Raw genomic sequence first — 14,834 nt, forward strand, 5'->3', positions numbered from 1 at the left:
GAGGGGATCAATTGAACTTGTAGTAGACGTCGTTCAGGCGGATTTGCTGGCTCAGCTCGGGAATGCTGGTGCCGGCGTGGATGTGGAGGAATTCTATGCCCATCAGCTCGGCCCAGCTGCGCAGGGTCTCGGCATCCACCGCCTGGGAGAAGACGGCGTGGTGGGCGGCGCCGGCACGGATCCAGGCCTCGGCCCCCACTTCCAGATCCGGCATCGGCTTCCACAGGGCGCAGGCCACCGGCAGCTTGGGCAGGGACTGGGGCAGATCCACCACCTCCAGATCGTTGACCACCAGGCGGAAGCGGTTGCCCAGGTCGATCAGGCTGGCGTTGACCGCCTGGCCCGCCGGGGCATTGAACAGCAGGCGGGCCGGGTAGGCCTTCTTGCCGATGCCCAGGTACTGGGCATCCAGCACCGGCTTGGCGGCGGCGATGCTGGGGCAGACTTCCAGCATGTGGGCCCCCAGCACCAGCTTGTTGCCCGGCTCCAGGTGGTAGGTGTAGTCCTCCATGAAGGAGGTGCCGCCGGGCAGGCCATCGCCCATCACCTTGATGGTGCGCAGCAGGGCGGCGGTCTTCCAGTCCCCTTCGGCACCGAAGCCAAAGCCCTGGGCCATCAGGCGCTGACTGGCCAGCCCTGGCAGTTGGTGCAGGCCGTAGAGATCCTCGAAGGTGGTGGTGAAGGCGCCGAAGCCACCGTCCTGCAGGAAGCGCTTCATGCCCAGCTCCTGACGGGCGGCTTCCACCAGAAACTCCCGCTGGGCGCCGCCCACCTGCACCGCCTCGGTCAGGGTGTAGATGTGCTCGTACTCGTCCAGCAGGGCATTGACGTCACCCTGGGGCACGGCGTTGATCACCTGCACCAGATCCCCCACCGGGTGGTAGTTCACCTGATAGCCGAAACGGATCTGGGCTTCCACCTTGTCCCCTTCGGTCACCGCCACGTTGCGCATGTTGTCGCCAAAGCGGGCCACCTTCATCTGACGGCTGTCGGCGATGGCGGCGGCGATGCGCATCCAGCGGCCGATCTTGGCGTGGGCGGCACTGTCCTGCCAGTGGCCCACCACCACGCTGCGGGGAACCCCCAGGCGGGATGCCATGAAGCCGAACTCCCGGCCGCCGTGGGCGGTCTGGTTCAGGTTCATGAAGTCCATGTCGATGTCGCTCCAGGGCAGGTCGCGGTTGTACTGGGTGTGGAACTGCAGCAGTGGCTTGTTGAGCTGGCTCAGAGCCGGGATCCACATCTTGGCCGGGGAGAAGGTGTGCATCCACACCATGACGCCGGCACAGCTGGTGTCGTGGTTGGCGTCCCGGGCCAGGGCGCTGATCTCGTCATGGGTGGTGCCGGTGGGCTTAAGCACCACCTTCAGCGGCAGGCCGGCTTCCTGGTTCAGGGACTGGGTGATGTGGTGGGCGTGATCCGCCACCTGCCGCAGGGTCTCGGCACCGTACAGGTGCTGGCTGCCTACCACGAACCACACTTCCAGGGCTTTCATCAATTCCATCGTCTTGTCCTCGTCATTAATCAGGCCGGCTGGCCGTAGTAGGCATGCTTGCCATGTTTGCGCTGGTAGTGTTTCTCCAGCATGTAATCGGGTAAGGGCTGGGCCTGGGGATCCAGGCTCAGGGTGATCCAGGCCATGCGGGCCACCTCCTCCAGCACCACGGCGTTGTGCACCGCCTCGTGGGCATCCTTGCCCCAGCTGAAGGGGCCGTGGTTGGCCACCAGGGTGCCGGGCAGGGTGAGGGGGGGGACATCCCCCAGGGTTTCGATGATGACGGTGCCGGTATGGCCCTCGTAATCGGCTTCCACCTCCGCCGGGGTCAACAGCCGGCTGCAGGGCACGGCGCCGTGAAAGTAGTCCGCCTGGGTGGTGCCCAGCAGCGGAATGGCGCGGCGGGCCTGGGCCCAGGCGGTGGCGTGGGTGGAGTGGGTGTGCACTATGCCACCCAGCTCCGGGAAGCGGCGGTAGAGCGCCAGGTGGGTGGGGGTGTCGGAGGAGGGACGCAACTCGCCCTCCACCCGGTTGCCCTGCAGATCCAGCACCACCAGATCGCTGACGCGCATCTTGTCGTAGCTGACGCCGCTGGGCTTGATCACCACCAGGCCCTGCTCCTTGTCTATGCCGCTGACATTGCCCCAGGTGAAGGTCACCAGACCATGGCGCGGCAGATCCAGGTTGGCCTCCAGCACGGCCTGCTTGAGGTGGTTAAGCGTCATGATGGCCTCCGGCGTTGTAGAGGGGCTCGGTGCGGTGGGCCCAGCGCAGGTACTCCTGATAGCGCAGTTCGAACTGGGCGGCGGTGGCCGGCTCCGGCTCATAGGTGCGCTCTATGGGGCTGGCCATGCGGGCCTGGGCGGCGGCGATGCTGGGGTAGAGGTCGGCGGCTACCGCGGCAAATAGGGCGGCCCCCAGGGCGCAGCACTGATCCGAGGCCACCACCTGGATGGGGCGGTTCATCACGTCGGCACACACCTGCATCACGGTGGGGGACTTGCGGGCGATGCCGCCCAGGGCCACCACCTGGTTGACCTCCACCTGCTGGCTGGTCATGCACTCCATGATGATGCGGGCGCCATAGGCGGTGGAGGCGATGAGGGCACCGAACAGATCCGGTGCGTCCGTGCCCAGGTTCAGGCCCGCGATGGTGCCCTTGAGGCGCTGATTGGCATGGGGGGTGCGGCGGCCGTTGAACCAGTCCAGCACCACCGGCAGCTCAGCCAGCTGGCGCTGCTTGGCCCAGGCCTCGGTGAGGGCCGGCAGCAGCTGCTGTTTCTGCTGCTCCAGGGCGGTCTTGAGCTCGGGGAACTGCTCCCCCAGGTGATCCAGGGGCCAGGCCAGCAGCCGTTGATACCAGGCATAGATGTCACCGAAGGCGGATTGACCGGCCTCCAGCCCCACCATGCCCGGCACCACGCTGCCGTCCACCTGACCGCAGATGCCGCTGATGGCCCGCTCACCGATGGTCGCCGGGTCGGCGATCAGGATGTCGCAGGTGGAAGTGCCGATGACCTTCACCAGGGTGTTGGGGGCGGCCCCGGCACCCACGGCGCCCATGTGGCAGTCGAAGGCGCCACCGGCGATGGTGATGCCCACCGGCAGTCCCAGCCGGTCGGCCCACTCGGCGGTGAGTCTGCCCACCGCCAGATCCGCCGTCTGGCTGTCCTGGAACAGGGGGTAATCCAGCTCCTGGGTCAGCAGGGGATCCAGGGCGTTGAGGAAGTCGGCGCTGGGCAGGCCGCCCCAGGCGGGGTGCCAGAGGGCCTTGTGGCCGGCGGCGCAGCGGCTGCGCTTGAGGGTGGCGGGGGCCTGGGTGCCGGAGAGCAGGGCCGGGACCCAGTCACACAGCTCCACCCAGTTGCAGGCGGCCTGGCGCACCGCGGCGTCCTCGCGGCTGACGTGCAGTATCTTGGCCCACCACCATTCGGAGGAGTAGGTGCCGCCGATGAAGCGGCTGTAGTCGGGGAAGCGACCGCCGTGGCACAGGGCCGTGATGGCCTCGGCCTCCTCGATGGCGGTGTGATCCTTCCACAGCACGAACATGGCGTTGGGGTTGTGGGCGAACTCCTCCCGCAGGGCCAGCACATTACCGTCGGCATCGATGGGGGCCGGGGTGGATCCCGTGGTGTCCACCCCTATGCCGCGCACCTGGGCCACCTGATCGGCGGACAGCAGGGCCAGGGTCTGGCGGATGGCCGACGTCATGGCGTCGATGTAGTCCTGGGGATGGTGACGGAAGCGGTTGTGTTGCGGGTCGCAATACTTGCCCTGCTGCCAGCGGGGGTAATAGGCCACCTGGCTGGCCAGCTCGCTGCCGTCGCTGCAGCGCACCGCCAAGGCGCGAACCGAGTCGCTGCCAAAATCCAGGCCGAGCACTATGGGTGCGGACATGGGGTTCTCCTCATTGAGCCGTATGGAAATGTTGACTGGACATTAGGAGAAACCTGCCGTTTTCGGTGAGTGCTTGGCTGCTAAAGATATGGATTATTCTGCTTTGTGGTTGGAAGCCTGGCCCAGCGCAAAAATCGAGATATGACCAAAATGGCTGAATACATGGATAAATTGATTACAAATTTAACCTGTGATCAACCTCGCGACTCCCGCCTTTGAAACCGTATACAAATTATGCCGTCCGCAAGGAAAACGGTGTAACCATGTGTTTTAGCGTGCAAAAGTGACTTGACCAACGTTCGACGTGGCGAGCAGGTCAGATTGAAGCTCACTTCTTGCACATTGAGAGAACAGCTGGAGACGACGAAATGAAAAAAATGGTTAAAAATCTGATAACGGCAGCGCTGGCGTTTGGTATAGCAAATACTGCTTTTTCTGCCGAGAAGTTGAAATTGGGCTTTTTGGTGAAGCAGCCGGAGGAACCCTGGTTCCAGACCGAGTGGGCGTTTGCCGACAAGGCGGGCCAGGACATGAACTTCGAGGTGATCAAGATTGCGGTGCCCGATGGTGAGAAGACCCTCAACGCCATCGACTCCCTGGCGGCCAACGGCGCCAAGGGCTTCGTCATCTGTACCCCGGATCCCAAGCTTGGCCCGGCCATCGTCGCCAAGGCCAAGAGCCTGGATCTGAAGGTGGTGACGGTGGATGACCAGTTCGTCAATGCCAAGGGCAAGCCCATGGATACCGTGCCCCTGGTGATGATGGCCGCTACCAAGATCGGCGAGCGCCAAGGGGAGGAGCTGTATAAGGAGATGACCAAGCGGGGTTGGGACGCGAGCCAGTCCGGCGTGCTGGCCATCACCGCCGATGAGCTGGATACCGCCCGCCGCCGGGTGGATGGTGCCATCAGTGCCCTGAAGGCCGCCGGCTTCCCGGAAGGTCAGATCTACCGGGTGCCCACCAAGAGCAATGACATTCCCGGCGCCCTGGATGCAGCCAACTCCATGCTGGTACAGCACCCCGAGGTGAAAAACTGGCTGGTGGTGGGCATGAACGACAACACGGTACTGGGGGGCGTGCGGGCCACCGAGGGGCAGGGCTTCCAGGCCGAGAACGTCATCGGCATCGGCATCAATGGGGTGGATGCGGTGAACGAACTCTCCAAGTCCAAGGCCACCGGCTTCTACGGCTCCCTGCTGCCCAGCCCGGACGTGCACGGCTACAAGAGCATCCAGATGCTGCATGACTGGGTGGTGAATGGCGCCGAGCCGGCCATGTTCACCGAGGTGACCGACGTGGTGCTCATCACCCGGGACAACTTCAAGGTCGAGCTGCAGAAGAAAGGGCTCTAAGTCCCAACCTAGATCACGGGGCGGGTGACCGCCCCCTTTGGAGAACAGATCCATGAGTCAGTCAGCCCCCTACCTGGAGTTCTGCGACATCAGCAAGAGCTTCCCTGGCGTCAAGGCGCTGCAACACATCAGCTTTGGTTGCCAACAAGGCACGGTTCACGCCCTGATGGGGGAAAACGGTGCCGGCAAATCCACCCTGCTGAAGATCCTGAGCGGCTTCCAGCCTCCCACCGAGGGTGCCCTGCGCATCAATGGCCAGGAGTTGGTCTTCGACAGCACCAGTGATGCTCTGGATCACGGCATCGCCATCATCTATCAGGAGTTGCACCTGGTGCCCGAGATGACGGTGGCGGAGAACATCTACCTGGGACAGCTGCCTACCCGGCACGGCTTCATCGACAAGGAGACGCTGTATCAGGATGCCGCCCGTCAGCTAGCGCGGCTGGGCATGGACATTGCCCCGGAAACCCCCCTCAAATACCTCTCCCTGGGACAGTGGCAGATGGTGGAAATCGCCAAGGCCCTCTCCCGGGAAGCGCGGATCATCGCCTTCGACGAACCCACCTCCAGCCTGTCGGCCCGGGAGATAGAGCAGCTGTTTCGGGTCATCCGCCAGTTGCGGGACGAAGGCCGGGTGATCCTCTACGTCTCCCACCGCATGGACGAAATCTTCGCCCTGTGTGACGCCATTACCGTGTTCAAGGACGGCCAGTTCGTCCGCACCTTCGACGACATGAGCCAGGTGGATCATGAACTGCTGGTGAAGACCATGGTGGGTCGGGAGCTGAACGACATCTATGACTACAGCCCGCGGGCCCACGGTGGCGAAGGGCTGGCGGTGCTGGGGCTTCAGGGGCCCGGCATGCGGGCTCCGGTGAGCTTCGCGGTGAAGCGGGGCGAAATACTGGGCATCTTCGGCCTGGTGGGTGCCGGCCGCAGCGAGCTGATGAAGGTGATCTTCGGCGCCGAGCGCATGACGGGCGGCGAGGTCCGGGTGTGTGGCGAAGTCACGCCGATCCGCTCGCCCATCGACGCCATCAACAGCGGCGTCATGCTCTGTACCGAAGATCGCAAGGCCTTGGGCATCATCCCCGGCCACTCGGTGCAGGACAACATCAACATCAGCGCCCGGCGGCACAAGTCGTTTGGCGGCTTCATCATCAACCGCCGCTGGGAGGACGAGAACGCCCTGCTGCGCATCCGGGACATGCGGGTCAAGACCCCCTCACCCCAGCAGACCATCGCCAACCTCTCCGGCGGTAACCAGCAGAAGGCCATCCTGGGTCGCTGGTTGTCCGAGCAGATGAACGTGATCCTGCTGGACGAGCCCACCCGCGGCATCGACGTGGGGGCCAAGAACGAGATCTACAACGTCATCTACGACCTGGCCAAGTCCGGGGTCGCCGTGGTGATGGTCTCCAGCGAACTGCCCGAGGTGCTGGGGGTGGCGGATCGCATCCTAGTGATGCGTGACGGCGCCGTCTCCGGCGAACTGCTTCACGACGAGGCCGACGAGGTGAAGGCCCTGCGCCTGGCCATGCCGGTCAGTCAGTAACAGATCCAAGCAATGAGGAAATTTGACATGACACAATCCACTGTAGTGACTCAGGCGCAAGCGAGCGCCCCGGTGGCGGCCGCCGGCAGCGCCGTCTCCTCCCTGACGCGGATCTGGGATCAATACGGCATGCTGGTGATCTTCGCCATCCTGTTTGCCCTGGCCGCCCTGACCATCAACAACTTCGCCAGCCTGATCAACATGCGCGGCCTGGGCCTGGCGGTCTCCCTGTCCGGCATGGTGGCCTGCGGCATGCTGTTCTGCCTGGCCGCCGGCGAGTTCGACATGTCCGTCGGCTCCATCGTCGCCTGCTCCGGCGTGGTGTGCGCCGTGGCCATCAACCAGACCGAGAGCGTGACCCTGGGGATCCTCTCCGGGGTGGCCGTGGGGGTCGCCTTTGGCTTCATCAACGGCTTCGTGGTGGCCAAGTTCAAGATCAACGCCCTCATCACCACCCTGGCCACCATGCAGATCGCCCGGGGCATGGGCTACATCATCTCCGACGGCAAGGCGGTGGGCATCGTCGAGGAGAGCTTCTTCGACCTGGGCAACTCCGCCTTCTTCGGCATCCCCACCCCGGTGTGGATCACGCTGGTGTGCTTCATCCTGTTCGGCCTGCTGCTGAACAAGACCACCTTCGGGCGCAACACCCTGTCCATCGGTGGCAACGAGGAGGCGGCCCGCCTTGCGGGGGTCAACGTGGTGGCCACCAAGATCATCATCTTCACCATGACCGGCGCCATCGCCGCCCTGGCGGGGGTGATCCTGGCCTCGCGGATGACCTCCGGCCAGCCCATGACCTCCATCGGCTTCGAGCTCATCGTCATCTCCTCCTGCGTGCTGGGCGGGGTCTCCATGAAGGGGGGCATCGGCAAGATCTCCTATGTCATCGCCGGGGTGCTGATCCTGGGGCTGATGGAGAACGCCATGAACCTGCTGAACATATCGCCGTTCGCCCAGTACGTGGTGCGGGGCATCATACTGCTGGCCGCCGTGCTGTTTGACCGCTACAAGCAGGTGCGCAAGGCGCGGGTCTGATGCGGAAACCTGGGAGCTTTGGCCAGCCGCGGCGCTGGCCATTTTTTTCGGTGAAAGGGGGGCGGGACGACGGTGCCGCCGGCGCTGGTCGGAGGACTATTGTGATCCCATTCACCGAATCGAAGCGATTTTGTGCGAGAAAAGAAAACGTATTCAGCGTGGTTGCATACAATGGCCCAGACCGACTTTTTTACTCAGACCCTGTTCTCCGTTATGACCAACCTGAAGAAGGAACAACCCAAACAGCTCAACCCCCTGCTGCCTGGTTATGCCTTTGATGTGTTCTTGGTATCCGGGCTGACGCCGATCGAGAAGGGGGGCGTGCTGGATTTCATGATCGACCGGCCCAGCGGCATGAAGGGCTACATCATCAACCTGACGGTGCAGGGGGAGGGGCGGGTGTTTTACGGCCCCCACGCCTTCACGGTCAAGCCGGGGGATCTGCTGCTGTTTCCACCGGATGCGGTGCACTATTACGGCCGCGCCGAGAGCAGCGACAACTGGTATCACCGCTGGGTCTACTTCCGTCCCCGGGCCTACTGGGCCGACTGGCTCAGGTGGCCGGACGAGGTGCAGCAGGTGGGGCGGCTGAGCCTGGGCGATCCCGCCTGTTTCGAAGAGTTCGACCAGCTGTTCCAGACCATAGAGTTGACCCACAAGCAGGTGCGGCCCATGTCCGAACAGCTGGCCATGAATCAGCTGGAACAGCTGCTGATCCGCTGCTTCGAACTCAGCTCCCTGGCGGAGCGGGTCCCCATGGATCACAGGGTGCTGGAGGCCTGCCAGATCATGAGCAGCGCCCTGGGGGAGGAGATCAGCATCGAGGGGTTGGCGGAGCGGGTGTTCCTATCGCCTTCACGGCTGGCCCACCTGTTCCGTGAGCAGATGGGGGTGAGCATAGTGCGCTGGCGGGAGGATCAGCGGATCATCCGGGCCAAGCAGCTGCTGCACACCACACTGCTGCCCATCGCCGTCATCGCCCAGCAGATTGGCTATGACGATCAGCTCTACTTCTCCCGGGTGTTCAAGAAGCGGGTGGGGGTGAGCCCCAGCGAATACCGCAAGAGCAGCAGCCTGCTCTAACCCGCCTTGCCGGCCCACCAGGCGGGCAGGGCTCCTATGTCAGGGAGGCTGACATCCGGCCGGATGCCGCTGTCGGCCAGTGTCTGGGGGCGGTACTTGCCGGTGCGCACCAGTATGCCGGTCAGGCCGCTTTGCTGGGCGCCGTCTATGTCCGAGAAGATGTCATCCCCCACCATGGCCACCTCGCCGGCCGGCAGCTGCAACCTGGCCAGGGCCGCGGCGAAGAAGTCCGGATTGGGCTTGCCGATCACCACAGCCTCACAGGGCACCGCATATTCCAGGGCGGCGACGAAGGCGCCGATATCCAGCATCAGCCCCTGGGGCGTCTGCCAGCTGCGATTCTTGTGGATGGCCACCAGGCGCGCCCCTTGCTGCAGGCAGGCGAAGGCGCGATTGAGCAGGGCGTAGTCCCACACCGGGCCGATATCACCGATCAGTAGCGCCTCGGGTGTCTGTTCATCCAAGGTGAAGTCCGCCAGATCACCCTGTACCTGGGGGCTGACCAGGGGCCAGATCCGGGTCAGCCCCTGCTGCCTGAGCCAGTGGGCGGCGGCCTGGGGGGCACAGAAGATCTGCTCGGGGGCGATGGCCAGGCCCATGGCCTGCAGGCGTTGGCTCAGACCGGCGAGACTCTGGGTGGAGGTGTTGGTGACAAACAGGTGGGGGATGTCCTGGGCCTGGAGCCAGGCCAGGGTTGTCTGGGCCCCCGGCAGCGGTTGGTCGCCGGTATGCAGTACGCCATCCAGATCCAGCAACAGGCCTTTGACCATGGACGCCTCCTCGATGGGCAGGGCGGCCGCCGGTCGGCGGCCCCTTCACTTGTTATCCGGCCAGACGCGGAAAAATGCAACCCGTTGGCCGGTCTGGGCTCTCGCTGGCAGGCGTTGGGCTCATTCAGGCGCTGGGCTGGATCATGGCGGGCCAGGGGCTGCCGGGGGCCGGCTCGGCACTCCAGCTGTGCTCCAGGCGCAGGCGGGCACAGGCCGGGGCCGGGGGCACCGGCAGGCCCCGATCCAGCCGGCAGCTGGCCTCGATGGCCAGTTCAATGGCCAGCAGGCTCATCCAGGCCGGTGGCGGGCAGAGGGGATGGGGCGGGTTGGGCAGGCGCTGGCGGTCTGCGCCTTCCGGCAGGTAGTAACACAGGGCCCCATCGGGTTGCACCAGGGGCAGCAGGGCGGGGAGCCCCAGCCGCTGGGCCTGACCGGCCGCCAGGCGCCAGGCCGGATGCTGGGGCGGCAGGGCCAGGATCAGGCGATCCACCTGCCGCAGGGCGGCCTTGAGCAGGGGGGCGCTGAAGGGGCCGGGCAGGCAGGTGAGCTGCAGCGGACCGGCCAGGGGCGGCAGGGGGGGCATGTCGGGACCGTGCAGCAGGATCAGCTGCCGGTATCCGGCGGCCACCGCCTGGGCCACCAGGGCTGGCGCCCACTCATCGGCGATGAGCAGCAGATGGGGGCGGCGTTGGCTCAGGGTCGTGGGCTTGGTCTGGACGAAGGTCGGACACAGGGGCTGACGGCGCTCTGTGATGAGCAGCTGGCAGGGCTGGGTCAGCTGACCTTGGAAATAGCCATATTCCCCCAGGCTGCACAGGGGCAGGCCGCAGCGGCGCAGGCGGCGCTGCAGGCGATCCGGCAGCAACATCAACAGCCGCTGTATGCCCTGGCGGCGGGCGTATTGTTCCAGCTGTTGCACCAGCTGGCGCAGCAGCCGGCCATCCCGGGCCCGGGGCAGCAGGGCCAGCCGGGACACCTCGGCACAGCCGCCGGGCAGCTGACCCGCCATGTGGGGATGGCTGGTGATGGGCAGGCCCAGGGGACAGCGCCGCTCGCTCACCAGGCGCACGCAGCCCAGCAGCTCACCGTCCTCATCCTGGGCCACCAGGTGGCTGGCGTACTCGTCGTAGGCATCCTGCTCCAGCCGGCTGGGAAACTCCTCGGCATTGAACCAGCCTTTCTCCAGGCAGAAGACCCGGTAGCGTAGCCGGTAGATCTGCTCCAGGGTGTCTGTGTCCTCTGCCCAGCGCCATTGCATTCCTACCCCCATCGCATGTCTGCGTTCGAAACCGATTGATATCCTCCTTTAAGGTAGAACAGGGGCGACTGACCGACAGCGGCAGGGGCGGAAGTGTGAGCCAATTCGCGCCCCACCCGCTTGCGACGCGTGTTATGCTCAGCGCTCTTGCGTCGGGTTACTGGCTGGCGCGGCATTTTCATCCACTAGACTGGAGCCCCTTATGCAGATCTCCCAAGACATGGTCGTGACCCTTCAATACCGGCTGTTCGACGCCGAGGATCAACTGTTGGATCAGACCCGTGAACCCCTGGCCTACCTGCACGGTGGCTATGGCAACATGCCCCCCAAGCTGGAGGCGGCCATGCTGGGCAAGCAGGCGGGTGATCAGGTGGCGGTGACCCTGCTGCCGGCGGACTCTTTTGGTGAATATGACGAGGCCCTGGTGCGGGAGGAGCCCAAGAGCCTGTTCCCGGCCGAGGTGGCCGAGGGCATGGTGTTCCAGGCCCAGGATCCCCAGAGCGGCCACACCCTGCTGTTCCGGGTGCTGGAGCTGAGCGAGGACAAGGTGAAGCTGGATGGCAACCATCCCTTCGCCGGCATGACGGTGCGTTTCGAGGTGGAGATCCAGGACGTGCGGGCCGCCAGCGACGAGGAGAAGGCCCACGGTCACGTGCATGGCGAACATGGCCATCATCACTGAGTGAACGGCCGTATCCGGGGGGCCTTGGGCCCTAATGCCAGTCAGTTAAGCCTGACTGGCATTGTTTTTACTAGGTTTTCTCGTCGCATACTTCTGTGGTTTGGCTTTGACACACCTGGGATAACTTCGTTCTCGGCGGGCAGGTAACTTGAACTGCTCCGCCTGTTTGTCCATGTCGGCGACGCGGGCTGGAATATTCCCCGGTGATACGAACGGCAGGCAACTGAGCTCATGCAGCAGATACACCGATGCCATGTGAAAGCTCAGCTGGCTGGCCGTATAGCCTTTTAAGCTCGCCGCCATTCTAACCATCTGATATCTCAGCAGGTTATAGGCCAATACCAAGCCCCATAGCTCCTGCCTTACTCCATCGGGTTTCTTGCTGCGCAGCGTCAGCCTGTGCTGTTGCAGGCTCTGTTTCATCTCCCGATAGCCCAGCTCGATTTCCCAGCGATTCTGGTATAGCTCCATCAACTCGCTGGCCGGGAAGCGCATCGGGTCGGTGAGCGACGTCAGCACCTGGCGCTCCTTGCCATTCACCGTCCGGGTCAGCAGCCGGGCTTCGAGCTGCTCCGGTAACTCGCTCCACTTCTTCTTAGCCTGCGGACTGGCGGTGAGCCGTACCAGCGCATCCTGCCGCCCCAGCTTGCGGATGACCTCGTATTGCGTGCCCTTCTTCAGCGGAATAAGCCAGTGACGCGCCACGCCCTGGCATTGCCAGGCGTGTAGCAATCCCAGTGAGTAGAAGCCCTTATCGAACAGGGTCAGGCTGTTATCGGGTGTTTTTTCAATGAGTTGCTCTGCCAGCACCATCTCGTTCACCGCACAGGAGTCCATCACGGTCTGAGTCAGCAGGTGACTGGTCAGCTCCATCTGACACAGCATGCGTACCTGGGGATACTGCGTCTCGCCCTGGCCGGTTTTCGACTTGGCAAAGGCACCGGCATTGTCCTGGGTATCGGGGGTGCGCCAGACCACCCCATCGACGGCCAGCAGCTGCAAGCCGGCCCAGGTGGGGTGCTGACACTGCTGATGCCAGAGTGTGGCGGTCTGCTGGAACACCTGTTGAACGGCTTGGTCAGCCAGTTTTTGGCGCGCTTGGATGAAGGCACTGGGAACGACGAATGGCCGGTCGCCGGGTAACAGGATATCGAGCTGGTTGGCCAATTGGGTCATGGGGACGTGACGAAACAGGGACATACCGATAATGGCCCACAACACCCGCTCCATGGGCATGCGCCGTCGACGCAGGGAGACCGAGCCTGTCTCGGCCAGGCAGGCCTCCACCAGTTCAGGTGACAGCAGGTCAGACAGGGACTCAAATTTTCCGGGAGGACAGGCGTGAATGAAGTCGAGAGCTTGGTCGATGCGCATAAAAAATCCGAAACCCAACAAGGAGTTTCGGATTTTTACACAGCCTGAGGATCGGTCAATGGATCCTTAACTGATCGGCATTAGGCCTTGGGCCCCCTTTTTCATGCCCGGCCGGCAGCGGCGTGACTACACTCTGGAAGGTGTCTCAATCCAGACAGGAGTGACGAGCATGATCAAGCTGGTGGTGGTGTATCACAGTGGCTACGGCCATACCGAGCAGCAGGCCAAGGCGGTGGCCGAGGGCGCCCGGGGGGAGGAAGGGGTGCAGGTGGAGGTGATGAAGATCAGCCCCGAGGGGGATCTGTCCGATGATCAGTGGCAGGCGCTGGGGCAGGCGAAGGCCATCATCTTCGGCTCGCCCACCTACATGGGCTCCGTCTCCTGGCAATTCAAGAAGTTTGCCGATGCCTCCAGCAAGCCCTGGTTCGGCGAGCAGTGGAAGGACAAGCTGGCGGCGGGCTTCACCAACTCCGCCAGCATGAACGGCGACAAGCTCTCCACCCTGCACTATCTGTTCACCCTGGCCATGCAGCACGGCATGCTGTGGGTGGGGCTGGGGCTGCTGCCGGCCAACCGTCAATCGTCCGGTCGCAACGATCCCAACTGGCTGGGCAGCTTCTGCGGCGCCATGGCCCAGAGCCCGTCGGATGTGGGGCCCGACGAGGGGCCGCTGCCCGGCGATCTGGCCACCGCCAAGCTGCTGGGGGCCCGGGTGGCCCAACAGGCCAAGCGGCTGGGGTGATGCCAGCGCGAAAGACACGGGCCCGCCCTCTGGCGGGCTTTTTCTTGTCCGGCCTGCGCTGGATCATGCCCGGTCGTGGCCCGAGTGACTAGAATGCCCGCCTGCAAAAACGGAGGGCCTATGGAACTGCATCAACAGGTGAACATGCTGGGACAGGATCTGCAGCGGCGCTATGGCGAGAAGATCCACAAGCTCTCCTTGCACGGCGCCTTCACCTGCCCCAACCGGGATGGCACCCTGGGGCGCGGCGGCTGCACCTTCTGCAACGTGGCCTCCTTCGTGGATGAGTCCGCCCAGGTGCTGCCCATCGCCCAGCAGCTGCAGGCCCGCGCCAAGGAGGCCGACCGCGCCCGCCGCTACCTGGCCTATTTCCAGGCCTACACCAGCACCTATGCCGAGGTGGCCTACCTCAAACAGATGTATGAGGAGGCCCTGGGGGCGGCGGACATGGTGGGGCTGTGTGTCGGCACCCGGCCCGACTGCGTGCCGGATGCGGTGCTGGATCTGTTGGCCGGCTACCAGGCCCAGGGCTTTGAGATCTGGCTGGAGCTGGGGCTGCAGAGCGCCAACGATGCCACCTTGCACCGCATCAACCGGGGCCACGACTACCGGGCCTACGAGAGCGCCGTGCTGCGGGCCCGGGCCCGTGGCCTCAAGATCTGCACCCACCTCATCGTCGGCCTGCCCGGCGAGCAGGCCATGGACAGCCTGGCGACCCTCCAACAGGTGGTGAGCACCGGCACCCAGGGCATCAAGCTGCACCCGCTGCACGTGGTGGCCGGCAGCACCCTGGCCAAGGCCTGGCAGGCCGGGCGCCTGCCGGTGCTGACCGAGGCAGACTATGTGGATGCCGCCTGCGCCATGATCCGCCATACCCCGCCAGAGGTGGTCTATCACAGGGTCTCGGCGGCCGCTCGCGCCCCCACCCTGCTGGCGCCGGCCTGGTGCGAGAACCGCTGGAGCGCCATGGTGGCCATCAGCCGGGCGCTGTCCCGCCTGGGCCCACAAGGCAGCGCCCTGGACCGTCCGTTTGTCTTTACTCCAGTTCCCCGCCGTCAAGCTTGATCCAGCATCGGCTTTTGCGATAA

Annotated in this window: 13 protein-coding genes; 7 read left to right on the top strand and 6 right to left on the bottom strand. The window is 64.4% G+C overall.

Going from position 1 to position 14,834, the window contains the following annotated elements:
• Positions 1 to 7: 7 nt before the first annotated feature.
• The 3 genes from araA to ABHF91_RS04855 are packed head-to-tail and all read right to left on the bottom strand — an operon-like array spanning position 8 to position 3,892.
• Positions 8 to 1,504: an L-arabinose isomerase gene (araA, locus tag ABHF91_RS04845; protein WP_409422337.1), complete on the bottom strand. Its 1,497-nt coding sequence runs from the start codon at positions 1,502 to 1,504 to the stop codon at positions 8 to 10.
• 20 nt (positions 1,505 to 1,524) lie between these two features.
• Entirely contained in the window at positions 1,525 to 2,220 is a 696-nt protein-coding gene (locus ABHF91_RS04850) for an L-ribulose-5-phosphate 4-epimerase (protein WP_409422338.1), read from the bottom strand.
• Positions 2,210 to 3,892: a ribulokinase gene (locus ABHF91_RS04855; RefSeq protein ID WP_409422339.1), complete on the bottom strand. Its 1,683-nt coding sequence runs from the start codon at positions 3,890 to 3,892 to the stop codon at positions 2,210 to 2,212. The genes ABHF91_RS04850 and ABHF91_RS04855 overlap by 11 nt, the downstream gene beginning before the upstream one ends.
• Positions 3,893 to 4,260: 368 nt before the next feature.
• Between ABHF91_RS04855 and ABHF91_RS04860 the strand changes: the two genes are divergently transcribed.
• The 4 genes from ABHF91_RS04860 to araC all read left to right on the top strand — a co-directional run bounded on the left by ABHF91_RS04860 (position 4,261) and on the right by araC (position 8,920).
• A complete protein-coding gene (locus tag ABHF91_RS04860; RefSeq protein WP_409422340.1) occupies positions 4,261 to 5,244 on the top strand; it encodes an arabinose ABC transporter substrate-binding protein in 984 nt (327 codons plus the stop codon).
• Between the two features lie 52 nt (positions 5,245 to 5,296).
• Complete coding sequence (gene araG / locus ABHF91_RS04865; RefSeq protein WP_409422341.1) at positions 5,297 to 6,799, top strand: L-arabinose ABC transporter ATP-binding protein AraG; 1,503 nt, start codon at positions 5,297 to 5,299, stop codon at positions 6,797 to 6,799.
• Positions 6,800 to 6,826: 27 nt separating this feature from the next.
• Positions 6,827 to 7,837, top strand: a complete 1,011-nt coding sequence (gene araH, locus ABHF91_RS04870) for an L-arabinose ABC transporter permease AraH (protein ID WP_409422342.1) — start codon at positions 6,827 to 6,829, stop codon at positions 7,835 to 7,837.
• 171 nt (positions 7,838 to 8,008) lie between these two features.
• The gene (araC, locus tag ABHF91_RS04875) at positions 8,009 to 8,920 is read left to right on the top strand and encodes an arabinose operon transcriptional regulator AraC (RefSeq protein ID WP_409422343.1); all 912 of its coding nucleotides are present in this window, start codon (positions 8,009 to 8,011) and stop codon (positions 8,918 to 8,920) included.
• Here araC and ABHF91_RS04880 read toward each other — a convergent pair.
• A complete protein-coding gene (locus ABHF91_RS04880; RefSeq protein WP_409422344.1) occupies positions 8,917 to 9,690 on the bottom strand; it encodes a TIGR01458 family HAD-type hydrolase in 774 nt (257 codons plus the stop codon). The genes araC and ABHF91_RS04880 overlap by 4 nt on opposite strands.
• 124 nt (positions 9,691 to 9,814) lie before the next feature.
• Positions 9,815 to 10,948 carry an acyl-homoserine-lactone synthase gene (locus ABHF91_RS04885; RefSeq protein ID WP_409422345.1) on the bottom strand — a complete coding sequence of 378 codons (1,134 nt, stop codon included), beginning with the start codon at positions 10,946 to 10,948 and terminating at the stop codon, positions 9,815 to 9,817.
• 202 nt (positions 10,949 to 11,150) lie between these two features.
• Here ABHF91_RS04885 and ABHF91_RS04890 point away from each other — a divergent pair, with 202 nt between their 5' ends.
• Positions 11,151 to 11,630 carry a peptidylprolyl isomerase gene (locus ABHF91_RS04890; RefSeq protein ID WP_409422346.1) on the top strand — a complete coding sequence of 160 codons (480 nt, stop codon included), beginning with the start codon at positions 11,151 to 11,153 and terminating at the stop codon, positions 11,628 to 11,630.
• Positions 11,631 to 11,675: 45 nt separating this feature from the next.
• Here ABHF91_RS04890 and ABHF91_RS04895 read toward each other — a convergent pair whose 3' ends face one another.
• The gene (locus tag ABHF91_RS04895; protein ID WP_409422347.1) at positions 11,676 to 13,004 is read right to left on the bottom strand and encodes an IS4 family transposase; all 1,329 of its coding nucleotides are present in this window, start codon (positions 13,002 to 13,004) and stop codon (positions 11,676 to 11,678) included.
• Between the two features lie 169 nt (positions 13,005 to 13,173).
• Here ABHF91_RS04895 and ABHF91_RS04900 point away from each other — a divergent pair, with 169 nt between their 5' ends.
• The gene (locus ABHF91_RS04900) at positions 13,174 to 13,746 is read left to right on the top strand and encodes a flavodoxin family protein (protein ID WP_409422348.1); all 573 of its coding nucleotides are present in this window, start codon (positions 13,174 to 13,176) and stop codon (positions 13,744 to 13,746) included.
• 120 nt (positions 13,747 to 13,866) lie between these two features.
• The gene (locus ABHF91_RS04905) at positions 13,867 to 14,811 is read left to right on the top strand and encodes a TIGR01212 family radical SAM protein (RefSeq protein WP_409422349.1); all 945 of its coding nucleotides are present in this window, start codon (positions 13,867 to 13,869) and stop codon (positions 14,809 to 14,811) included.
• Positions 14,812 to 14,834: the final 23 nt, after the last annotated feature.

This window comes from Pseudaeromonas aegiceratis (genome assembly GCF_046254905.1).
Taxonomy (GTDB): domain Bacteria; phylum Pseudomonadota; class Gammaproteobacteria; order Enterobacterales; family Aeromonadaceae; genus Pseudaeromonas; species Pseudaeromonas aegiceratis.